The organism is Enterococcus thailandicus, from assembly GCF_001886265.1.
GTDB classification, from domain to species: Bacteria; Bacillota; Bacilli; order Lactobacillales; family Enterococcaceae; genus Enterococcus_B; species Enterococcus_B thailandicus.
In genome coordinates this window covers 82,687-103,564 of sequence record NZ_JXLE01000006.1, presented here as the reverse complement: position 1 = coordinate 103,564, position 20,878 = coordinate 82,687, and the positions used below count along the sequence as shown (strand labels likewise).

The window sequence follows — 20,878 nt, the reverse complement described above, 5'->3', positions numbered from 1 at the left end:
GGGGAATCAAATGGGATTTTTTGACAAAATCAAGCGAGCGTTTACTGGTGAAGAGCAACCAGAAGAAGTCGTTGAAGTCCAAGAAAAGTATGACAAAGGATTAGAAAAAACGAGAAAAACTTTTGGCGAGCGAATGAATGAATTGTTTGCTAATTTCCGAACAGTTGATGAAGATTTCTTTGAAGAATTAGAAGAAACATTGATTGGCGCGGACGTTGGTTTTGAAACAGCAATTCAAATTACAGAGTCTTTACGTCAAGAAGTGAAGTTGCGTAATGCGAAGAAACCAGCAGAAGTTCAAAATGCCATCATTGAAAAACTGGTTGATTTGTACGAACAAGAAGGTCTTAATGAAGTGAATGAGTTGAATATCCAACCAGAAGGACTGACGGTAATGCTTTTTGTTGGTGTGAATGGTGTGGGTAAAACGACAAGCATTGGGAAACTTGCACATCAATACAAAAATGAAGGCAAAAAAGTTTTGATGGCAGCAGCTGATACATTCCGTGCAGGAGCGATTGACCAATTAGTAGTCTGGGGTGAACGCGCTGGTGTGGAAGTCGTTCACGGAAATGCTGGTGGCGATCCAGCAGCAGTTGTTTATGATGCATTGGAACGTGCCAAAGCAGAAGAAGCAGATGTTTTACTTGTTGATACAGCTGGACGCTTGCAAAACAAAGTGAATTTGATGAAAGAGTTAGAAAAAATCAAACGTGTGATTCAACGTGAACTACCAGATGCACCACATGAAACATTATTGGTATTAGATGCAACAACAGGGCAAAATGCAATGGTTCAAGCAAAACAATTTAAAGAAACAACAGATGTAACTGGGCTAGTTTTGACTAAATTAGATGGAACTGCTAAAGGTGGAATTGTGTTAGCTATCAGAAATGAATTGCATTTACCAGTAAAATTAGTTGGATTAGGTGAAGGAATAGATGATCTAGAACCGTTTGATCCAAATGATTTTGTTGTTGGATTGTTTAAAGGATTACTGAAAGAAGAATAATCAATTAACTTATGAACAAATCATGGGAACATGACGTTTTAAATGTAAGAAGTATGCCGGAAAAAGACTGGTATACTTCTTTTTTTGTGCAGTTTTTCATAATCTCCTCATTTTAAGGCAAGATCGTTCTTTTTCTGATTGTTTTTTACTATAATGTCAATGTATGAAGTGGAGGACATGTAATGATGAACTTTAAAAAATTATTAGAACATTCAAGTGCGATACCGTTTATCGATCAAGCTCGATTTGGAATTGAACGTGAAGGACAACGGGTAACACATGACGGAAAGTTAGCAAGAACAGATCATCCAGCTATTTTTGGTGATCGCACGTATCATCCATATATTCAAACTGATTTTAGTGAGACTCAAGTGGAAATGATTACACCAGTAACAGATTCCATTGATGAACTTTTTCAATATTTAGATGCAATTTATGATGTGACTTCTCGGTCAATGTCAGATGAGGAAATGATTTGGCCACTAAGTATGCCACCTGCTTTGCCACAAAAAGATGAGGAAATCATGATTGCCAAACTAGCAACATTTGAAGATGTTTTGTATCGTCGCTATTTAGCAAAAGAATATGGTAAACGAAAACAAATGGTCAGTGGCATTCATTTTAATTTTGAATTTGGTGAGGAATTAATTCGTTCTCTGTTTGTTCAGCAAACAGAGATTCAAGAGTTTGCAGCTTTTAAAACAGAAGTGTATTTAAAAGTAGCAAGAAACTTTTTGCGCTATCGCTGGTTGATTACGTATTTATATGGAGCTTCTCCATTAAGCGAGGCAAATTATTTCGTTGATGAACTACATCCTCATGAACCTGTTCGTAGTATTCGAAATAGTGAATATGGCTACACTAATCATTCAAATGTAAAAGTTTCTTATGCCTCAATGGAGCAGTACTTAGCAGATATTGAACAAATGATTGAAGAAGGCAAGTTATCTGAAGAAAAAGAATTCTATGCACCTGTACGTTTCCGTGGAGGTAAAAGAGTTGCGGACGTTGCAAAGATGGGTGTACGTTATATCGAGTTGCGGAATATTGATTTGAACCCGTATCATCATTTAGGAATTAGTAAAGAACAAGTCCAGTTTTTACAATTATTTTTAGTATTTATGCTCTGGGCACCCGAAGGATCATCTGTCGACGAGTGGGTGGAAGAAGGAACGCTTTACAACAATCGAGTTGCTTTGGAAGGACCATTGGATCAAACCGCGATGTACGAAGAAGGTCTAATGCTCTTTACACAAATGAAAGAGATGGTTCAAGCTTTGCAACATGAAGAATTGTTACCTACAATTGACAAATTAGCTGAACGTTTAAATAACCCTTCTCAGACGATTGCTGCCCAATTATACACAGAAGCACAAAGTGATAGCCAAAAAGCTGTTGCAGTTGCCTTAGGCAGAAAATACGATGCTGAAAGCCATGAGCGACCATATCAATTGGCGGGCTTTCGTGAGATGGAACTATCCACACAAATTTTCTTATTTGATGCAATTCAAAAAGGAATTCAAGTGAAAGTGATTGACGAAGCAGATCAGTTTTTACGTTTGCAATTTGAAAATCATGTCGAATACGTTAAAAATGCGAATATGACAAGTAAAGATAGTTACATTGTGCCTTTGATTATGGAAAATAAAACGGTGACCAAAAAAATTCTAGCAGAAGCAGGTTTCCGTGTTCCTGCTGGTGCGGAGTTTACTTCGATGGCTGAAGCAAAACGTGCCTATTCTCGTTTTGCAAAGGAAGCATTTGTCATTAAACCAAAGTCAACAAATTACGGATTAGGTATCACAATTTTTAAAGAGGGCGCGAGTGAAGAAGATTATCACAAAGGGTTAGAAATTGCTTTTCGGGAAGATACCTCCGTTTTAGTAGAGGAATTTTTACCTGGAACAGAATATCGTTTTTTTGTGATTGATGGACAAGTTCAAGCAATTTTACTTCGGATACCTGCAAACGTTATTGGCAACGGCGAGCAAACTGTGACGGAATTAGTTGCTCAAAAAAATCAAGATCCTTTACGTGGGACAAATCATCGTGCACCATTAGAATTAATTCAGTTGGGTGATCTTGAACAATTGATGTTGAAAGAACAAGGATTAACAATTGATTCTATTCCTGCGAAAAATCAAATCGTTTATTTACGTGAAAATTCCAATATCAGTACTGGTGGAGATTCAATTGATGTAACAGCTGAGTTTTCTGATGCGTACAAAGAAATTGCAGTCGCAGCCGTTACGGCGTTGGGGGCAAAAGTCAGCGGAATCGATTTGATTATTCCAGACAAAGAAATTGATCCGTCAACAGATGAGAAGGCTTATGGTATCATCGAAGCCAATTTTAATCCTGCAATGCACATGCATGTTTATCCATTTTCTGGGACAGGACGACGATTAACTTTAGCGGTGTTGAAACTTTTGTATCCGGAAGTCTGGGCGTTGAACCATTGGAACGAGAAAGAAAAATAAGTTGATTTAAATAAAGTAAAAAGCTCGTGTAAAATTCGTTAATGAATTTACACGAGCTTTTTGCTTTATTAGTGGAATAATTTGTCCCAAAGACTTTTTTTCGATTTTTCTGATTGTTCAGGTTCTTGAACTTTTGGATATTTTTTTTCAATATCAATGACGGGCTCATTGACCGCTTCTTTAGCAGCTAAAATCAGACCAAGACTATCGTCATCATTTTTAACAAAATCATTGATAACTGTGAAACGAACTTTTTGTCTTGTTGCCAATTGGATATAGCGTGCTTGAAGGTCTTCAGGCATACTGCCATTTAATAAAATTTGTTCATCTGGGTATTTTTCAAGTTCCTTAGTGAAGTTTGCTTGATTCTCAGCTTTTTTCATTTCACCAATGGTCATACTGACATAGCAACGCTCACGAAAAGTTCCTAGATATTTATGTTGTTCATCTGGGTTGACCAAAGGTGTCCCGTAACGACCTTTGTCCAAGTGACTTTGCAATTCATCTTGTGGCAAAAGAAGCCCTCCTTTATAGCGATTGATACAGCGATTATAACACAAATTACTTGAAATAAGATAAATGGTAAAAAAGCGGTTGCTTTTGCTCAACTTCTCACTTAGAATAAGAATGAAAATCATTCTCAATTAGAAAAGAGGGGTTTTATGCGTTATCGCTGGTTGATTGCCAGCTTAGTGGGACTCAGTTTTCTTTCACTATTGATAGGAGCGTCATCGGTCCAATTAACAGAATTTTTTCAGGCAGATACACAAAGTGCGCAATTATTTCTTATTAGTCGTTTGCCTCGTACCATTTGTATTGTGCTAGTGGGAGCTACAAGTAGTATTTGTGGGTTGATTATGCAGCACTTGACTCAGAATAAATTTGTTTCACCAACGACTGCTGGAACAATGGACAGTGCACGCTTAGGAATTTTGATTGTAATGCTTTTTCTACCGAATGCGTCGATTGTCACACGTTCAGCAACGGCTTTTGCATTTGCTTTTTTAGGGACAGGATTGTTTCTTTATTTTGCAAGAATGATTCCACAAAAAAATCAGTTGATGCTGCCATTGATTGGTGTGATGTGGGGCAATATTATTGGTTCCATCGCAACTTTTTTTGCTTACCAATATCAGTTGGTGCAAAATATGTCTTCGTGGTTACAAGGAAATTTTTCTACCATTCTGCGTGGCAATTATGAACTGCTTTATCTAACGATTCCTTTGTTAGGAATTATTTATTATTTTGCGTATCAATTTACGATCGTTGGATTGGGTGAGTCATTTGCGGTGAATCTTGGTATGAATTATCACAAAATGCAGTTGTTAGGTGTCGGATTAGTTTCTTTAGCTAGTGCAGTCGTGTTAATTATGGTTGGAACAATGCCGTTTTTAGGCGTTATTGTTCCCAATTTAGTGGCGAGAATGTATGGGGATCAAGTCCATCAAACTTTAGGAATAACTGCATTATTTGGAAGTGTTTTTTTATTAATTTGCGATATTTTGGCTCGCGTTCTAATTTATCCTTATGAAATTCCAGTGAGTGTCATTGTTGGAATAATTGGCGGAATTATTTTCCTCTTTTTATTAGTGAAGGGGGAGAAACGATGAAAAACAATATACGCTGGCGTTTATTGTTATTAGTTGGTGTGGTGTGCTTGGTTACGATAAGTTATTTAATCATCAACACTTATGGAAACTGGTCGTTTGCTTGGGCATTAAGAAGTAAAAAAATTGGTGCTTTTTTCTTGGTTTCACTAGCAGTGAGTGGAGCAACAATTAGCTTTCAAACAATCAGTCAAAATCAATTTTTGACCCCGTCCGTTTTGGGACTAGATTCGTTGTATGTACTTGTTCAAACAATTTTATTTTTCTTGTTAGGTGGCGTGACGATGCTACAGCAAACAGGTCTTGTCTTTTTTTTGCTGACAATTAGTCTAATGGTTGGCTTGAGTTTGAGTTTATTCTATTTTTTATTAAAAAAAATGCAAGCTAGCTTATTTTTATTATTGATGACTGGGATGGTCTTAGGAACGTTGTTTGGCAGCATGAGTACGTTTTTACAAGTCATAATGGATCCTAATGAATATGATTTGTTACAAGGTCGGCTGTTCGCAAGTTTTGGGAATATTCAGAGTCAATATCTCTTGCCAGCCACTTGTTTGATTGTTGCTGGCTGGTGTCTGCTGTTTTATTTACATCGTTTTCTAGATGTTATTCACTTGGGAAGAGAAAAAGCGATGAACTTAGGTGTAGATGTTGCACGATTACAATTTCTTGTGCTGTTTGTGGTTAGCTTACTGACGGGAACAGCGACAGCGTTAGTAGGTCCTATGACCTTTTTAGGGTTTATCGTAGCAAATGTTAGTTACCGGTTATTTGCAACATATCAACACAAAGTTTTATTTGTCGGTAGTTTTTTAGTGGCAATGCTATTACTGACAGGTGGGCAGTTGCTTGTTGAACAACTTTTTGGTTGGAACACAACAATTAGTGTAGTGATTGAATTTCTGGGGGGGAGTTACTTTTTACTAAAATTAATTCGTGAAAGGAAGCAAGCAGGATGATTGATTTAGCTGGTGTGAATAAAGCTTATCAAGGAAAGTCAGTGGTAGATAATATCAACTTGACGATTCAAGAACAACAATTAACGGCTTTTATTGGACCAAATGGCGCGGGAAAATCAACTTTGCTTTCCTTGGTTAGCCGTTTAGTTCCTAAAGATACAGGTGAAATTTATTTAGATCATAATGAAGTGCGGACGTGGAAGTCAAATGAATTAGCGAAAAAATTAGCCATTTTACGTCAATCAAATGAATTGAATTTACAAATTACAGTTAGAGAATTGGTTGAATTTGGTCGGTTTCCTTATACAAAAGGACGCTTGACACAAGAAGACCATCAACTTGTGGAAGAAGCGCTCAAACATTTGGGGTTAACTAAGCTAACAGATCAATTCGTTCATACCTTATCTGGCGGACAACTTCAGCGTGCATATATTGCGATGGTCTTAGCTCAAGATACCGATTATATTTTGCTGGATGAACCGTTGAATAACTTAGATATGAATTTTGCAGTTCAAATCATGCAAATTTTAAAAAAATTGGTGACCGAGCTTGGCAAAACAGTCGTAATTGTCCTACATGATATTAATTTTGCGGCTAGTTATGCAGATGAAATTGTGGCAATGAAAGAAGGACAATTGTTTACGCAAGGAAAAACCAATGAGATTATCCAAAAAGCTGTACTCGATGAATTATATGAAATGGACATTCGAATTTGCGAAATTGAAGGTCGTAGATTCTGTCTTTATTTCTAAAAATAAATGTTAGGAGAACAAGGAATGAAAAAATGGATGTTTAGTTTCGTGGTTGTTGCATCATTGTTAACAGCTTGTGGAACAGGGAATAAATCAGAAGAAACAACAGCAACAAAAACTGCTAATAGCGAAGAAACAACGCTGACAGTCAAAGACAGCAATGGTGAGGTAAATGTAACCAAGAATCCTCAGAAAGTTGTTGTTTTTGACAATGGGTCACTAGATACACTTGACGCATTAGGCGTAGGCGACCATGTTGTTGGTGCTGCAACGCAAAATTTACCTGCTTATTTATCAAGTTACAAAGAAGTTGAATCTGCTGGTGGAATCAAAGAACCAGATTTAGAAAAAATCAATCAAATGAAGCCAGACCTGATTATTATTTCTGGTCGTCAAAGTGATTTTCAAGAAGAACTAAGTAAAATCGCGCCGACTTTCTTTTTATCAGTTGATACGGAAAAACCATGGGAATCAATTCAACAAAATGTCTTAACGCTAGGTGAAATTTTTGATAAAGAATCTGAAGCGAAGAAACAAATCAAAGAACTATCTACTGAAATCAAAAAGACAGCAGACAAAGCAAGTGACCTTGATAAAAAAGCATTAGTTGTTTTAGTTAACGAAGGCCAACTATCTGCTTATGGTTCTGGTTCACGTTTCGGATTTGTACATGATGTTTTTGGCTTCCCGCAAGCAGATAATGAAATTGAACCTTCAACACACGGTCAAAGTGTTTCATTTGAATATGTGTTAGAAAAAAATCCAGACTTATTATTTGTAATTGATCGTACCAAAGCAATTGGTGGAGATGACAGCCAAAATAATTTGGCAGAAAATGAATTGATTGCACAAACGAATGCAGGTAAAAATGGAAAAATCATTTCACTACAACCAGATGTATGGTATTTGAGCGGTGGCGGATTAGAGTCAATGAAATTGATGTTAGAGGATGTAAATCAAGCATTTGAATAAAGATGAAAGAAAAAAACAAGGCAAAACGATTATTCGTTTTGCCTTGGTTTTTTGCTATTTTCATACTCAGTCCGTAAAATCAGTTGGTAACAGGCATTCACTATCAATCTCATAAGGACTGATTCGCGGCGGTTCATCGATTAAAAAAGTTGCGAGCCAGTGTAAGAACATCGTTCATCGCCTCCTTTAGGGTAAATCTATCATAGGTGATTCACCTTAAAGGAAGCTTAACTTACCTTACGCATAGTATTCTGCAAGTGGTTGGTATTGAACGATATTCATTTTACGATAAAAGTCGGCGGGTAAATGACTCCAGCGTTTTAATAATTGATAAAAATAACTTGCTTCAGCTTTGATTTTATATTCACTTAACGTCAAACCAAAGGACTTTTGTTGTTTCTTTGCCTGTGTTTCGTAAAATTGAAGAGCCGTTTCTTTGTCCTCATTGACAAAAAGAGTTTTGACTTCAATATATGATCCTTCAATGTTCTGAGTTTCTTCAATAAAATAAATATTTTTGATTTGCTCGCTCATAATGGTTCCTCCAAATACTTGATTTGCTTTGATAAGAAAACTATAACTAAGAGATATTAACAAACTGTGAACAAATCATTATTCTTTTTCAACTAGTTATTAAAACTTTCTTGTTTTGCTTTTCCATCTTGTTCTTTTAAGGAAGGTCTAAGGATAGTTAGGTAAATACTTGCTTCTTACAGCAAATTTCGCTACAGTAATTAGAAAACTAGAGATTGGTGCGTGTTGCAAATGGAATTAAAAGTAAACCGAAACTTGATTTTTGCTGAACATCAACAAATAGAAACAGCACGACTATGGTTGCGTCCCGTTTCAATTATGGATGCAAAAGACATGTTTGAATACGCGAATGATGAAGAGACGACTCGTTTTGTTTTTGTTCGCCATCAAACACTAGAAGAGACAAGAATTTCCATCGCCAATTATTTTATGAATGAACCGCTGGGAAAGTACGCCATCGAAGTCAAAGAAACGGGTAAGATGGTTGGCACCATTGATTTGAGAATCGAAGACGTTGCGGCAGTTGCTGAGTTAGGCTACGTACTGAACAAAAACTATTGGGGAAATGGATATATTGCAGAAGCAGCGGAAGCTTTACTTGATTTGGGCTTTACCAAGTTAGATCTCGTACGCATTTTTGCTTATCATGATGTTGAAAATCCAAACTCTGGTCGCGTAATGGAAAAACTTGGGATGAAACAAGAAGGAATGATTCCTGATGCGCGACGTTGGAAAGAAAAAGTAATTTCGGTTATATTAAGAGGCATTACGAAAAGCGAATGGGCAGCAGCTCATCAATGAATGAGAGGGGAACAAGCATGGAATTAATAGTGACGAAGGAAGCACAAAGCTGGTTAGAAAAACATCGGGAAAAAGATGAACAAATTTTGCTGGATTTAGAAAATGGTGACGGGCCGTTTTCTGATAGTCGGATTACTTGTCAATTAGATACAGCTTTTCGTTTGATTTTTCTCAAGAAAGAGTCAACGGCTGATCTTAGTTTGTATTCGATTTTGGCAGACACACCTCTAGGGACAATTCGTATCAAGAAAAGTGCCGAGATGTATTTAGATGATCCAACAACTTTAGCTTTAGAACCAACTTATCAAAGTTTACAATTGAAAGGGCCAAGTGGTTTATTAAAAGGGAACTTACCAGTCGTTCGAAAAGCTTGAAAAATTTCAAATAAGAAGGTAACAAAAAATGGGGAAATTGGCAGTAATTAGTGATTTACACGTAGATATCAATAAATTTGGCGAGTCGCAAATGAATGATTTGTGGCAAGTGTTACAAAAAAAAGAAATCACTCGCCTGCATTTAGCAGGTGACATTGCAAATAAGGTCAATCAGGCTTTGGCAGTTGTTGATTTTTTTGCAATGAAAGGATTGCCGACGACGTTTAATTTTGGAAATCATGAACTAGCAGACGTGACGGGTGAACCAATGATGAATCATTTCCCAGATAACCATTTTTTGAATGAACGTTACCTTGCATTAAATGATCACACAGTTCTACTTGGAATGAATGGCTGGTATGATTATCAGTTTTCTGAGCTAACGGATGAGGAACAAATTTTGCGGATGAAGCGATTGTACTGGTATGACCGAATGATCGAAAGAGAAGGAACCGATTTGGAAGTCAATGAGCAAGTGCTTGTAGCAACCAAGCAACTCCTTGAAACACTTACGCAAAAAAAATTAGATGTCATATTGGCTACGCATTTTGTGCCCAAAAAAGAATTTATTGTATATCAATCTGCGCCTTATGAACGTTGGAATAAATTAAATGCTTTTTTGGGTTCTGCTTCAATGGGGCAACTTTTGGATCAATATACCAATGTAAAACAAGTTGTTTTTGGGCATACCCATCGTCGATTTGAAGACCAGGTCATTCAAGGAACGAAATATAGTTGTCGGCCATTTGGTTATTATTATGAATGGCAACTGACAAGGCAATTTGTGTTACAAGAAAAGCTGGTAGAAAAATATAATCCAATGAAATTGCGTGGTGTTTTACGTGATCATTATCCAGCCTTTTTGGCCTATCAAAAAAAGCATTTGCAAGAAGAGTTTGAGCGAGCACTAACAATCATTGATTATTAATTGGATAACTAAAACGGATGGGACAAGTAGTTGCTTTGTCCCATCCGTTTTAGTTATAAATATGAACAAAACTGCTACCTTCATTGAAATGTGTCAATTGTTCGCATGCTTTTTTGCAATGCTAGCTTGTTTCTAGCGCAATGATTCTGTTAAGGATGAATGTACGCCAAGAAAGTGAAGCTAATTTGGAAAGGTGGGACTGTTTATATTGAAAAATCAACGCATTTGATTCAAAAAAAAACTCACAATGAAAAATTTCATCGTGAGTTTTTTTATAGATAAGATTAAGCCATAAATAATGCTTTGTATAAGAATACTGCAACGATCCCAGCGCAGATAGGTGCAACGACTGGTACCCAAGCATAGCTCCATTGTGATGAGCCTTTGTGTTTCAATGGTAAAATTGCATGTAACAAACGAGGACCAAGGTCACGAGCTGGATTTAATCCAGGACCAGTAGGACCACCTAGTGAAGCTACAAGTGTCCAAACAAGGAAACCAAGTGCTAAGTGAGCAGTTCCAAGATTATCTTGGAAGAAAGGTGCTTTGGTAATTCCTAAAGCGCCAAAGAATAAAACAAATGAACCAAAGAATTCGTTAACGAAACCGTTGAACTTAGAACCAACACTATTGATAGTTGAGAAAGTTCCTAACACGTGGTTTACGTCTTCTGTTTGATCGTAGTAAGGTTTGTAACAAGCAACAACGACTAACTGTCCAATGATTGCTCCAAGGAATTGTGCGCCAATATAAGGTGCAACTTCTGCCCAAGGGAATAATCCGTTCATTGCTAGAGAAATCGTAAACGCAGGATTGATGTGGTTTCCACTGATTCCACCAAATACCATTGCAGGAATCATAACCCCACAGCCGTAACCGACAGCGATCAACATCCAGTCACTACCATAACCTTTTGTACCTTTTAAATCTACATTTGCTACAGCGCCATTACCTAAAATAATCAATAAAGCTGTACCCAACATTTCCGCCGCAAGACGAGTCATTAATGAGTAATCCATATATACCTCCAAAAATTTATAAAAGTGCAAAAAAAAAGAAACATCAACACAAAAGCAGGTGCGGTGTCTCGTGCTAGTCATTCTTCGAGGTCGTAATAAGTGCAATCAATCAAAAGAAAAAATGATTTCGACCAACTTGAACAAGCTAACCCTTTTTTTAGAAAAAAAGTCCCCTACAACTCACCAACTTTACTTTTAAATATACCAAAGAAAACTTATTTATTTTTTCAAAAGATGCTTCTTAGAAACAACACGTTTTGAAACTTTCAGAAAAAGATTGTTAGTAAAATGAAAATCAGACGTAAGGAGTGTATTACATGAAATTTTTTCAAGAGTTTTTCATTATTCTTTTTTTCTCTGTCTTAGGCGAGGGAATACGAGTGTTTGCCCATCTACCAATTCCGGGAAGTATTTTAGGTATTATCTTTTTGTTTTTAGCATTTGAAATGAAATTAGTAGACCCTGAAAAAATTGGGGCAACTGGTGATTTTTTATTGAATAATCTGACCATTTTATTTGTACCTGCTGGCGTGGGATTATTGGAATATTATGATGATATTGCGACCATCTGGCCTATCTTATTGGGTGCAGTAGTTGTTTGTGCGATTGTTACGATGGTTGCTGCTGGGAAAACAGCAGAAGGTGTCGAAGCAGCAATCAACTATTTACAAGAGCGGAAAATTCAAAAAAATGAAGTGGAGGATAACCAAGTTGAGTGAGTTTCTTAAAAACCCATTGTTTGGTCTTAGCCTAACTTTAGGTGTGTATGTATTATCAGATAAATTTTTGCGGAAATACAAATTGCCGATTATCAATCCTTTAGTGCTATCAATAGTTGTTATTATTTTCTTTTTACATTTTACAGGAATTAGTTATGCAGACTATAATGTCGGCGGGAATTTTTTAACGATGTTAATTACTCCTGCAACAGTTGCATTAGCGATTCCTTTATACAAGAATCTACATTTACTCAAAGAAAATTTCTTTCCGGTCATTTCAGCGATTCTGGCTGGAATTGTGGCGAATTGTTTAGTTAGTGTTGGAATTGGCTCTCTTTTTTTGTTGAAGAAGGAAATGGTCATCTCTTTATTACCAAAATCTGTGACAACAGCAATCTCCGTTGATCTTTCTCATACAATGGGTGGCGTTAACGCAGTTACTTTAGCAATTGTTGTATCAACGGGTATTTTTGGTTCATTGATTGCAACACACATCTTTCGTTTGTTTAAAATCAAAAGTCCAGTTGCACGAGGTGTCGCTTTAGGTAGTACCTCACATGCCATTGGGACTGCAAAAGCGATTGAGATTGGTGAAGTGGAAGGGATTATTTCTGGGCTTGCTATTTGTGTTAACGGGATGCTCACGGTTTTCTTACTACCGTTGATTTTCCAACCCTTTGCTAGTTGGTTTTAATGCGGGAAATGGCGTTTTGTGCTACAATAACCAAAAAGTTCTAGCACAAAGGAGCATAGCAAATGTATTTGTCATCAGATTATCTCAAGACGTTTGATAAAGACTTATATTATCAGATTCTCCTGCTGGAAAGCTTCGAGGATCATGAGTGGCACACTGCGGCTCAGCTTGCACAAAGTGTACAGCTTGACGCGCGGAGTGTCACAAAATATTTAAGTGAATTAACAAAAAGTTATCAGCGCTTCAGCGGAAAAACACAAGCGCTCTTTCGTAAAAATCGGCGATCAGGTTACAACTTTTCAACGACGTTGGATCCGATAGAACATGAACGATTTTTAATCTATCTCGTGCAAAGTACGCTGAAGTTTCAGTTATTGCACGACATTTTTTTTGAAGAGTTTCGGACGATGTACCAGTTTGCTCAAAAAAATTATATCAGTGAGTCAACAGCGCACCGAAAAATCAATGAATGGAAACAAGAGTTACATTCATATGGAATCACGTTACAACGGAGAAGTTATGTCGCAAAAGGGGAAGAAGAAATCATCCGCTTATATTTACATATGACTTTTTGGCAATTGTTTCGCGGAAAAATCTGGCCATTTGAGACAATTTCACAAACAGATGTCAAAAAAATCGCAGATCAAATTATTGATTTTTTCCACGTTCAACTTAATGAAATCAAAAAAAGAAGACTCGAATACATGCTAGGTGCATTCTTTTTACGGAAATCACAAAAACATTTTGTTATTTTAAATCGTAAGAAGCGCGAGCTTATTTCTAACAATTTGTTATTTAAACGTTTTTGTCAAGCAATGGCACCAGTGTTCCCAAATTATTTTCAAGTTGAGGATGAATTAGGTGCATTGTTTTTAGTGTTGATGACTAGGGAAGAGTACTACTGTAATCCTCAAATCAGAGAAATGATCTACTCGTTTCATCATTCAGCAGAAACCCCGCCATTTAAAGCTTTGCGGGAAGCGGAGCGTGCCTTGCTACTTTATCAAAAAGAGCAGCATCTACCTGAGGAACCTTTGTCATTGGAAGCAGAGAATTATTTATTTAGTAGCCATATCTTTACTTTTTTATTTCCAGATGCAAAGGCGACGATTGATGGCAACAGTAGCGATTTTCATAATCATCTGATTGTGAGAAATCCTAAATTAAACCAATGGCTGCTCTCTTTTTTTGAAGACGCAAGAGAAACGGAAGCTAGTTTAGCGTTTCAAAATCAGGGGTTTTTGATGGCTCGTTATCTAACGGTCATGAAAACGTTAGGTGCGTTTATGACACAATTACCAGAAATTACTGTTTTGTTAATGACTGATTTCCCCGTTTTTGAAGAAGAATTGTTGATGGCAAGTCTTCATAATTTTTTCCGTAATGATTATCGACTGGTTTTTCTACCGGCGAATTATCGTGGGCGAGAAGCTGATTTACTGATTTCGACGAGCAAGGTGCATAAAAAACCTTGGGCAGACCTAGATTATTTTATTGTTGCTCAAGAGTTACAGTTGACAGATTATATTCAGTTGACTCAAAAATTACAGACAATTCAAAAAGAAAAAAGTGAGAAGGGGTACAACAATGACATTTGAAGAAATTTTACCAAAAGTGAAACAAGGTGCGAAAATGATTCGCAAAGGCTGGAGCGGCTTTGAGGTGTATGTCGTTTTAGTCACAGATGATGAATTTGATGGTTGTCCAGTAACGCCTTATTTTCTAATCAAGACAAGTGATGAAGGATTCTCAAGTTTTGCACCGACTGTGTGTGATATTTTAGCCGATGATTGGGAAATAGTTGAATGAGCAACCAGTATCCGGACTTAGCAAGACAAGTCGTTTTTGTCACCGGTGCGGCTTCAGGGATTGGTGAAGCACAAGCGCACGCTTTTTTAGCGCAGGACGCGTTTGTGTTTGGGTTTGATCGACAAGCAGGGAAAATGGCAACAGTAGCGCAACATTTCCCTGATCAGTTTGCTTTTTTTGTAGGTGATATAAGAGATCAAGCTTCAGTAGAACAAGCAGTTAAACAATGTCATGAGCATTTTGGCACTGTGACTATTTTGTTAAATACTGCCGGCATTCTGGACGACTATAAACCACTACTTGAAACAAGTGAAGAATTGTGGGAAAACATCTATGAAACAAATGTAAAAAGCATGTTTCGCGTGACGAAGGTATTGTTACCTGAAATGCTCGCCCAGCAAGCTGGTGTGATTATCAACATGGCTTCCATTGCCGGCTTAGTAGCTGGCGGCGGTGGAATTGCTTATACGAGTGCCAAACATGCAATCGTTGGCTTTACGAAACAGCTTGCTTTAGATTATGCTGCAAAAGGGATTCGGATAAAGGCGATTGCGCCAGGTGCAATCGAAACACCGATGAACGCAGCTGATTTCGCAGGAACAGGAGAAATGGCTCAGTGGGTAGCAGATGAAACACCAGTTAAACGTTGGGCGAAACCAGAAGAAGTGGCAGAACTGACTTTGTTCTTGGCGACGCCCCAAGCGAGTTATATCCAAGGAGCAGTTGTGCCAATTGATGGTGGCTGGTTGCTAAAATAATCTTGAGTTTTTTCTTGATTCCTGTATGATAAATGTAGCGGAATTTCCGCACTACGGCACTTCAGTTGGAAGAAGATTCCCATCCTTTGGCCGTAGTTATTACCAAGATGTTGATCTTGCAAAGGAGAACAATTATGGAACAGAAAAATAGCCAGACTGCTAGTCGCTGGACGACGACAGAAGTGGCAACAATGGCGTTAGTTACTGGACTTTATGTGGCAGTGACCGTCTTTTTAGCTGTCATTAGTTTTGGTGCAATCCAAATTCGTTTATCAGAAATGTTTAATTATTTATCGTTGTACAATAAGAAATATATTATTTCAGTAACTATTGGTGTTGCCTTGGCCAATCTGGCTTCGCCATTGGGACTCGTCGATGTCGTCGTTGGAAGTGTCAGTACATTGATTGTTTTGCTAATTAATTATCAAGTAACCAAACGTGTCAAGAATATGAAAATAAAAATGGTTATTACTGCATTGATTTTTGCTTTTTCAATGTTTACGGTGGCAGGTCAGTTGACTTTTTTCTATCAAGCTCCCTTTTTCTTTAACTGGGCTATCATTGCTTTAGGAGAGTTGGTGTCAATGGCAGTCGGCGGTGTGATTATCTATTGGGTGAGTAAAAAAATTGATTTAACAAAATAAATGATTCGTCTATTGTGAGTTTGATGGGAACTTGCAGTGGGGACGATTACGTGAAGAGCTTAAGGGAGTGTCTTAAGCTCTTTTTTTATTTTGGAGTTAAAGTTATACTAAATAGAACGACAGGATAAAAATGAAAGAAGTTTTGTGTATGGAAAAAAATCAGGCGAAAGATAATTTCAATGAATACATAGAGAAAAGAATCAAACAACCAATTATTCATCTACGCAAAAAAAGAAAACGATTGAAGAAAGTCATCTTTGTTAGCAATGCATCGAAATTGATTTTGTCTTCCTGTATACCCGTTCTAGCATCAATGGTGCCTGAGCACATGTATCTATTAACTGTCATCTCAATTATCAGTGCAATCGTGGCTGTACTTCAGGGATTGCAAACGTGGAAAAATTTTGAGGAGCAGACGTTAGCTATCTCTAAGTTTATCAACGAGTTGGAAAAAGAATATTTTCTCTTTTATGTAAAGTGGGAAGAGGGAACAAGTACGAAAGCTGAGGTTGAAAAATTTGTCGAAAGCGTTGAAAACTTATACGACGAACAAATTAATGAAATGCTTGATTCTAGTTCAAATTAAACACAGAAAAAGAGTGGAACGAAACGCTAAGCCGTTTTGTTCCACTCTTTTTTCTGCTGAAAGTTGCTCTGCTTTGAACTTTTTTGAGTCAACGATATGAAGCAAAACCTCTATTTTATGACTGTGGCTGTTCAAATGAAAAATATTTTGGTAAACGATGACGAATGACTGTTCCTAGGTAACCGGCAGCAACTGCTTTGATGATTCCTGGTAAAATAAATGGAATGAATCCGCTAACTATGGCTGTATTCCATGATAAATCGCCACTAGCTTTTAGCCAAATGACACCAAAAATGAGTGTGACAAATGAACCAATCACGTTAGCAAAGATTACCCAAGTATAACTAGAAACATTTTTTTCAACGAGGTAGCCAGTAAGCCATGCTTGAAAAATGAAACCAATCAGATAGCCACCAGTGGGTCCAAAAACAATACTCAATCCACCTGATAGTCCTGCGAAAACAGGTAGTCCAATAATTCCTAATAATAAATAAATCAAGACAGAAAGTGTCCCACTACGTCGCCCCAATAAAGTAGCCGTTAGTCCAATCGCGAAAGTTTGCCCAGTCAATGGAACAATACCTAATGGAATCGTAAATTGAGATAAGATAGCAATAATAGCTGAAAATTCTGCAGCAATAATAAGTGGCTTCAATGACGTTTTCATAATTTCCTCTTTTCGTTAACTTCGTTTTTTATATTGGTTAACGATAGTTTAGAAGAAAAAATTTAATTTGTAAAGTGTTTTTTGCAAAAAAAAACCAAAGCCAACCATCCGAAGATAGTTGCTTTGGTTTTGAAACCATGAATTATAGGCTTTGGTTGTAGTATTCAACGACAAGAGCTTCGTCGATTTCTGGATATAGTTCGTCACGTTCTGGTAAACGAGTTAATGAACCTTCCAATTTTTCAGCGTCAAAGCTTACAAATGCTGGACGTCCAACAGTAGCTTCTACAGCTTCTTTAACAGTTACGATGTTTTGTGATTTTTCACGAACACCGATTACTTGACCGATTTCTACGTGGTATGAAGGAATATCAACACGTTTGCCATCAACAGTAATGTGGCCATGGTTAACTAATTGACGTGCTTGACGACGAGTAGTTGCAAGACCTAGACGATAAACAACATTGTCTAAACGTTGTTCTAGTAAGATCATGAAGTTAACACCGTGTTTACCTTCTTTGATTTTGCTAGCTTTAACGAACAAGTTACGGAATTGACGTTCGTTCATTCCGTACATGTGACGAAGTTTTTGTTTTTCAGTTAATTGCATACCGTATTCAGATTGTTTGCCACGGCTGTTAGGTCCATGTTGACCTGGTGCGTAAGGGCGACGTGCTAATTCTTTACCTGTGCCTGATAATGAAATACCTAAGCGACGAGAAATTTTCCATGATGGTCCAGTATAACGAGACATTGAGATTTCCTCCAATAAATTAAATTTAGTTTTTGGAGTAAAATAATCCGTTAAAAAATTCATATTCGTTTAGTTTGTTCTTCAATCTTCACCTTTGCAGCCGCGGTTACACAATTGAACCCGAATCGGGGCAACAAACTAGGGACGAGCTATTATTTTCCTGCTGCATTATTTTACACAAACTACAGTATAGTTGATTTAAATGGCAAGTGTCAAGTAGATAAACACGTAAAAACGCTTTACAAACGATCAGATGCTCTATAAAATGAGAAGGTGTCTGTCAAATCAATTTAGCTGACAGTAAAGAAAATTTTTAAAATAAGCATAAATCATGAAATGGTAAGGGAACGGTAAAGGAAAATCGCTTATTATTTTGAGCGGAGGAGCTAACTTGGAAGAACTTATTTTTCCTAGGAATGAAGAACAAGCTGTGCCCATGGCAAAGTATATGAAAAATCATTTTCCGTTTGCGGGCGTGCCAAAGCCGGAACGTGCGCGTTTACAAAAAAAGTTTTTGGTACAAAGCAAACAACTAGAAGTGACAGAAGTTTTGTCACTTGCAAAAAAATATTATCAAAAAGCAGAAAGAGAATATCAATATGTAGCAATTGAGTTGATTCAACTCAATGTAAGGCGTCTGGCATTCTCTGACTTGGTAATGCTGTTATCACTCGTGCAAGAAAAAGAGTGGTGGGACAGTATTGATTCTTGGCGTAAAGTATACACGACGTGGTGTAAAGCTCACCCAGATCAGCTAGAGCAAGTATTTAACTTGTTCATTCAACAAGAAGATTTTTGGCTGCGAAGGATCGCAATTACTTTACAGCTGGGATTAAAAGAAAAGGTAAACCAGTCGCTATTGAAAAAAGCAATCCTGCAAGATCGAGAAACAACAGAATTTTTTATTCAAAAAGGGATTGGCTGGGCATTACGCGATTATAGCAAAACGAATCCTGGTTGGGTAAAAGATTTATTAGAACAAGAAGCATTAAGTAAGTTAGCAGAAAGAGAAGCCAGTAAATACTTATAAGAAAGCGAGACGATCAGACATGAAACGAGGCTTATTTGCCTTTGATATTGACGGAACGTTATTGGACACGAACAAGCAAGCATTGGATAGTACAAAAGAGGCATTGCAACAATTGCGTCGAGCAGGACATTTAGTGACAATTGCAACAGGGCGTAGTCGTTTTCATGCGCAAGAAATTATTCGTGAGTTAGAATTTGAAAATTATATTTTATGTAATGGTGCAGCTGGGTTCTTGGATCACGAACAAGTTTACAAAAATCTGTTGGATCGTGACCAGCTAGATACGTTTGTTGAAGAAGCGCAGACAAAAGAAATTGATACAGCCTTTGTTAGTTTGGACAATATGAAACGATCTTCTTCTAATGATGTTCAAATCATGGAAGAGGCGATGCATTCATTTGGCGCTGTGTTGCCTGAGTTGGATCAATTTTTTGTTGAAGACCAAGACATTTATCAAGCTTTAGCATTCTTCAATAAAAGCTACGACACACAATTTCAAAAATATGACAAACTTCGTTTTGTTCGTTGGCATGAAAACAGTGTAGATGTTGTACCACACGATGGTTCAAAAGCTGCAACGATTCTTCATTTGGCAGACCAAGTTGGAATTCCTCGTGAATCTATCATCAGTTTTGGTGATGGACTGAATGATCGAGAAATGTTACGTGAATCGGGGATTGGTGTGGCAATGGGAAATGCGTCAGCAGAAGTTCAAGCTACAGCTAATTTGGTAACTGACACGAATGACCAAGATGGCATTTGGAAAGCACTGAAAAAATTAGCTGTAATTTAAACACAAATAGTCAATTCGTGATTGTTGACCCTTGATAAAAAAGTTCGAGACTTTCTTTCGTCTCGGACTTTTTTTGTTCAATCGTTTGTCTTACGCCTCATAGTTACAACCTTCTCAGAGAGCTTTTCTTTCTTAAAAAAAACTACTATAATAATAGAATGATGTTAAAAGAGAAGAGGAATCAATGTGCGGGTATTGTTTATTGGTGATGTAGTGGGTTCGATGGGGAGAGAAATGATTACGGAATATGTCCCTCGTTTAAAGAAAAAATATCGTCCACAAGTAACCATCGTGAATGGTGAAAATGCAGCTTCTGGAAGAGGTATCACTGAAAAAATCTATAAAAAACTTTTACAAGATGGTGTGGATGTTGTGACTATGGGAAACCATACATGGGACAATCGCAATATTTTTGAATTTATTGATGACGCGAAAAAAATGGTTCGTCCAGCAAACTTTCCAGAAGGAACACCAGGTCAAGGAATGGTATTTGTCAAAGTCAATCAAGTGGAACTTGCTGTTATCAATATGCAAGCTCGTTCATTTATGACGGATTTGGATGACCCATTTCGTAAAATGCAAGCATTAGTTGCTGAAGCAAGAAAAAGAACGCCAATCATTTTTGTCGATTTCCATGGAGAAACGACTAGCGAAAAACAAGCAATGGGTTGGTTTTTAGATGGTGAAGTGTCAGCTGTTGTTGGAACACATACACATGTCCAGACCAATGATGCACGGATTTTGCCAAAAGGAACCGCGTACTTAACGGATGTCGGTATGACAGGACCATATGATGGTATTTTAGGAATGCGTCGGGATGTAATTATCGAAAAATTTTTAACGGCAATGCCAAAACGTTTTGAAGTTGTGGAAGAAGGTCGCGCTATTTTATGTGGTTGTTTGTTAGAAATTGATGATGCAACTGGAAAAGCAAAAGATATCCAATTGATCCAAATCAATGACGACCGACCATTTATGGAATGAGG

At 37.3% G+C, this 20,878-nt stretch carries 24 protein-coding genes; 19 read left to right on the top strand and 5 right to left on the bottom strand.

All coding sequences use genetic code 11. The annotated features are described in order from the left end of the window. Positions 1–10: 10 nt before the first annotated feature. Positions 11–1,012 (top strand): signal recognition particle-docking protein FtsY, encoded by a 1,002-nt coding sequence (gene ftsY / locus RV17_RS05855; RefSeq protein WP_067483481.1) that lies wholly within the window; start codon positions 11–13, stop codon positions 1,010–1,012. Positions 1,013–1,194: 182 nt separating this feature from the next. After that, entirely contained in the window at positions 1,195–3,492 is a 2,298-nt protein-coding gene (gene gshAB, locus RV17_RS05850; protein ID WP_071868753.1) for a bifunctional glutamate--cysteine ligase GshA/glutathione synthetase GshB, read from the top strand. A 68-nt stretch (positions 3,493–3,560) separates the two neighbouring features. On the opposite strand, the gene RV17_RS05845 is transcribed toward gshAB, so the two are convergent. Then, complete coding sequence (locus tag RV17_RS05845; protein WP_071868752.1) at positions 3,561–4,007, bottom strand: YueI family protein; 447 nt, start codon at positions 4,005–4,007, stop codon at positions 3,561–3,563. Between the two features lie 147 nt (positions 4,008–4,154). Between RV17_RS05845 and RV17_RS05840 the strand changes: the two genes are divergently transcribed. From RV17_RS05840 to RV17_RS05825, 4 genes are read left to right on the top strand one after another with little or no spacing between them, the layout of a single operon-like run. Continuing rightward, positions 4,155–5,102 (top strand): ABC transporter permease, encoded by a 948-nt coding sequence (locus RV17_RS05840; RefSeq protein WP_071868751.1) that lies wholly within the window; start codon positions 4,155–4,157, stop codon positions 5,100–5,102. Next, a complete protein-coding gene (locus RV17_RS05835) occupies positions 5,099–6,058 on the top strand; it encodes an iron chelate uptake ABC transporter family permease subunit (protein WP_071868750.1) in 960 nt (319 codons plus the stop codon). Before RV17_RS05840 ends, RV17_RS05835 begins: the two co-directional genes overlap by 4 nt. Further along, positions 6,055–6,810, top strand: a complete 756-nt coding sequence (locus tag RV17_RS05830) for an iron ABC transporter ATP-binding protein (protein WP_067483471.1) — start codon at positions 6,055–6,057, stop codon at positions 6,808–6,810. Before RV17_RS05835 ends, RV17_RS05830 begins: the two co-directional genes overlap by 4 nt. A 24-nt stretch (positions 6,811–6,834) precedes the next feature. Further along, complete coding sequence (locus tag RV17_RS05825) at positions 6,835–7,782, top strand: siderophore ABC transporter substrate-binding protein (RefSeq protein ID WP_071868749.1); 948 nt, start codon at positions 6,835–6,837, stop codon at positions 7,780–7,782. A 237-nt stretch (positions 7,783–8,019) separates the two neighbouring features. Here the strand turns inward: RV17_RS05825 and RV17_RS05820 are convergent, their stop codons facing one another. After that, the gene (locus RV17_RS05820; protein WP_067483467.1) at positions 8,020–8,316 is read right to left on the bottom strand and encodes a hypothetical protein; all 297 of its coding nucleotides are present in this window, start codon (positions 8,314–8,316) and stop codon (positions 8,020–8,022) included. Positions 8,317–8,547: 231 nt separating this feature from the next. On the opposite strand from RV17_RS05820, the gene RV17_RS05815 reads away from it, so the two are divergent. From RV17_RS05815 to RV17_RS05805, 3 genes are read left to right on the top strand one after another with little or no spacing between them, the layout of a single operon-like run. After that, positions 8,548–9,117, top strand: coding sequence for a GNAT family N-acetyltransferase (locus tag RV17_RS05815; RefSeq protein ID WP_067483700.1), 570 nt, complete (start codon positions 8,548–8,550; stop codon positions 9,115–9,117). A 17-nt stretch (positions 9,118–9,134) separates the two neighbouring features. Continuing rightward, complete coding sequence (locus RV17_RS05810; protein ID WP_071868748.1) at positions 9,135–9,491, top strand: iron-sulfur cluster biosynthesis family protein; 357 nt, start codon at positions 9,135–9,137, stop codon at positions 9,489–9,491. A gap of 28 nt (positions 9,492–9,519) precedes the next feature. Next, on the top strand, positions 9,520–10,419 hold the full coding sequence (locus RV17_RS05805) for a metallophosphoesterase (protein ID WP_071868747.1): 900 nt from the start codon (positions 9,520–9,522) through the stop codon (positions 10,417–10,419). Between the two features lie 284 nt (positions 10,420–10,703). Here the strand turns inward: RV17_RS05805 and RV17_RS05800 are convergent, their stop codons facing one another. After that, complete coding sequence (locus tag RV17_RS05800) at positions 10,704–11,438, bottom strand: MIP/aquaporin family protein (protein ID WP_067483461.1); 735 nt, start codon at positions 11,436–11,438, stop codon at positions 10,704–10,706. Between the two features lie 317 nt (positions 11,439–11,755). Between RV17_RS05800 and RV17_RS05795 the strand changes: the two genes are divergently transcribed. The 7 genes from RV17_RS05795 (at position 11,756) to RV17_RS05765 (ending at position 16,648) form a co-directional block, all read left to right on the top strand. Continuing rightward, complete coding sequence (locus RV17_RS05795) at positions 11,756–12,157, top strand: CidA/LrgA family protein (protein WP_067483459.1); 402 nt, start codon at positions 11,756–11,758, stop codon at positions 12,155–12,157. Continuing rightward, positions 12,150–12,851 (top strand): LrgB family protein, encoded by a 702-nt coding sequence (locus RV17_RS05790; protein ID WP_067483457.1) that lies wholly within the window; start codon positions 12,150–12,152, stop codon positions 12,849–12,851. Before RV17_RS05795 ends, RV17_RS05790 begins: the two co-directional genes overlap by 8 nt. A gap of 62 nt (positions 12,852–12,913) precedes the next feature. Beyond that, positions 12,914–14,449: a helix-turn-helix domain-containing protein gene (locus RV17_RS05785; RefSeq protein WP_067483455.1), complete on the top strand. Its 1,536-nt coding sequence runs from the start codon at positions 12,914–12,916 to the stop codon at positions 14,447–14,449. Continuing rightward, positions 14,439–14,660 (top strand): DUF2829 domain-containing protein, encoded by a 222-nt coding sequence (locus tag RV17_RS05780; RefSeq protein WP_071868746.1) that lies wholly within the window; start codon positions 14,439–14,441, stop codon positions 14,658–14,660. The genes RV17_RS05785 and RV17_RS05780 overlap by 11 nt, the downstream gene beginning before the upstream one ends. Beyond that, on the top strand, positions 14,657–15,418 hold the full coding sequence (locus RV17_RS05775) for a 3-oxoacyl-ACP reductase (protein WP_071868745.1): 762 nt from the start codon (positions 14,657–14,659) through the stop codon (positions 15,416–15,418). Before RV17_RS05780 ends, RV17_RS05775 begins: the two co-directional genes overlap by 4 nt. 134 nt (positions 15,419–15,552) lie before the next feature. Continuing rightward, positions 15,553–16,062, top strand: a complete 510-nt coding sequence (locus RV17_RS05770) for a QueT transporter family protein (protein WP_071868744.1) — start codon at positions 15,553–15,555, stop codon at positions 16,060–16,062. Between the two features lie 148 nt (positions 16,063–16,210). Then, entirely contained in the window at positions 16,211–16,648 is a 438-nt protein-coding gene (locus RV17_RS05765) for an SLATT domain-containing protein (RefSeq protein WP_071868743.1), read from the top strand. Positions 16,649–16,763: 115 nt separating this feature from the next. Here the strand turns inward: RV17_RS05765 and RV17_RS05760 are convergent, their stop codons facing one another. Both RV17_RS05760 and rpsD read right to left on the bottom strand, forming a co-directional pair. After that, positions 16,764–17,315: a biotin transporter BioY gene (locus tag RV17_RS05760; protein WP_071868742.1), complete on the bottom strand. Its 552-nt coding sequence runs from the start codon at positions 17,313–17,315 to the stop codon at positions 16,764–16,766. Positions 17,316–17,457: 142 nt separating this feature from the next. Beyond that, on the bottom strand, positions 17,458–18,069 hold the full coding sequence (rpsD, locus tag RV17_RS05755) for a 30S ribosomal protein S4 (RefSeq protein ID WP_067483447.1): 612 nt from the start codon (positions 18,067–18,069) through the stop codon (positions 17,458–17,460). A gap of 391 nt (positions 18,070–18,460) precedes the next feature. On the opposite strand from rpsD, the gene RV17_RS05750 reads away from it, so the two are divergent. The 3 genes from RV17_RS05750 (at position 18,461) to RV17_RS05740 (ending at position 20,876) form a co-directional block, all read left to right on the top strand. After that, positions 18,461–19,099, top strand: coding sequence for a DNA alkylation repair protein (locus RV17_RS05750; protein WP_071868741.1), 639 nt, complete (start codon positions 18,461–18,463; stop codon positions 19,097–19,099). A gap of 19 nt (positions 19,100–19,118) precedes the next feature. Further along, positions 19,119–19,892: a Cof-type HAD-IIB family hydrolase gene (locus RV17_RS05745; protein WP_067483445.1), complete on the top strand. Its 774-nt coding sequence runs from the start codon at positions 19,119–19,121 to the stop codon at positions 19,890–19,892. 186 nt (positions 19,893–20,078) lie between these two features. Next, positions 20,079–20,876, top strand: a complete 798-nt coding sequence (locus RV17_RS05740) for a TIGR00282 family metallophosphoesterase (RefSeq protein WP_067483443.1) — start codon at positions 20,079–20,081, stop codon at positions 20,874–20,876. Positions 20,877–20,878 lie beyond the last annotated feature (2 nt).

Bases quoted from the DNA above. Each gene is read 5' to 3' on its own strand.
- RV17_RS05745 (WP_067483445.1), top strand. From the start codon at position 19,119: ATGAAACGAGGCTTATTTGCCTTTGATATTGACGGAACGTTATTGGAC.
- RV17_RS05800 (WP_067483461.1), bottom strand. From the start codon at position 11,438: ATGGATTACTCATTAATGACTCGTCTTGCGGCGGAAATGTTGGGTACA.
- RV17_RS05785 (WP_067483455.1), top strand. From the start codon at position 12,914: ATGTATTTGTCATCAGATTATCTCAAGACGTTTGATAAAGACTTATAT.
- RV17_RS05765 (WP_071868743.1), top strand. From the start codon at position 16,211: ATGGAAAAAAATCAGGCGAAAGATAATTTCAATGAATACATAGAGAAA.
- RV17_RS05825 (WP_071868749.1), top strand. From the start codon at position 6,835: ATGAAAAAATGGATGTTTAGTTTCGTGGTTGTTGCATCATTGTTAACA.
- RV17_RS05830 (WP_067483471.1), top strand. From the start codon at position 6,055: ATGATTGATTTAGCTGGTGTGAATAAAGCTTATCAAGGAAAGTCAGTG.
- RV17_RS05780 (WP_071868746.1), top strand. From the start codon at position 14,439: ATGACATTTGAAGAAATTTTACCAAAAGTGAAACAAGGTGCGAAAATG.
- RV17_RS05820 (WP_067483467.1), bottom strand. From the start codon at position 8,316: ATGAGCGAGCAAATCAAAAATATTTATTTTATTGAAGAAACTCAGAAC.
- RV17_RS05810 (WP_071868748.1), top strand. From the start codon at position 9,135: ATGGAATTAATAGTGACGAAGGAAGCACAAAGCTGGTTAGAAAAACAT.
- RV17_RS05815 (WP_067483700.1), top strand. From the start codon at position 8,548: ATGGAATTAAAAGTAAACCGAAACTTGATTTTTGCTGAACATCAACAA.
- RV17_RS05770 (WP_071868744.1), top strand. From the start codon at position 15,553: ATGGAACAGAAAAATAGCCAGACTGCTAGTCGCTGGACGACGACAGAA.
- RV17_RS05835 (WP_071868750.1), top strand. From the start codon at position 5,099: ATGAAAAACAATATACGCTGGCGTTTATTGTTATTAGTTGGTGTGGTG.
- RV17_RS05760 (WP_071868742.1), bottom strand. From the start codon at position 17,315: ATGAAAACGTCATTGAAGCCACTTATTATTGCTGCAGAATTTTCAGCT.
- RV17_RS05840 (WP_071868751.1), top strand. From the start codon at position 4,155: ATGCGTTATCGCTGGTTGATTGCCAGCTTAGTGGGACTCAGTTTTCTT.
- RV17_RS05775 (WP_071868745.1), top strand. From the start codon at position 14,657: ATGAGCAACCAGTATCCGGACTTAGCAAGACAAGTCGTTTTTGTCACC.
- gshAB (WP_071868753.1), top strand. From the start codon at position 1,195: ATGATGAACTTTAAAAAATTATTAGAACATTCAAGTGCGATACCGTTT.
- RV17_RS05795 (WP_067483459.1), top strand. From the start codon at position 11,756: ATGAAATTTTTTCAAGAGTTTTTCATTATTCTTTTTTTCTCTGTCTTA.
- ftsY (WP_067483481.1), top strand. From the start codon at position 11: ATGGGATTTTTTGACAAAATCAAGCGAGCGTTTACTGGTGAAGAGCAA.
- rpsD (WP_067483447.1), bottom strand. From the start codon at position 18,069: ATGTCTCGTTATACTGGACCATCATGGAAAATTTCTCGTCGCTTAGGT.
- RV17_RS05805 (WP_071868747.1), top strand. From the start codon at position 9,520: ATGGGGAAATTGGCAGTAATTAGTGATTTACACGTAGATATCAATAAA.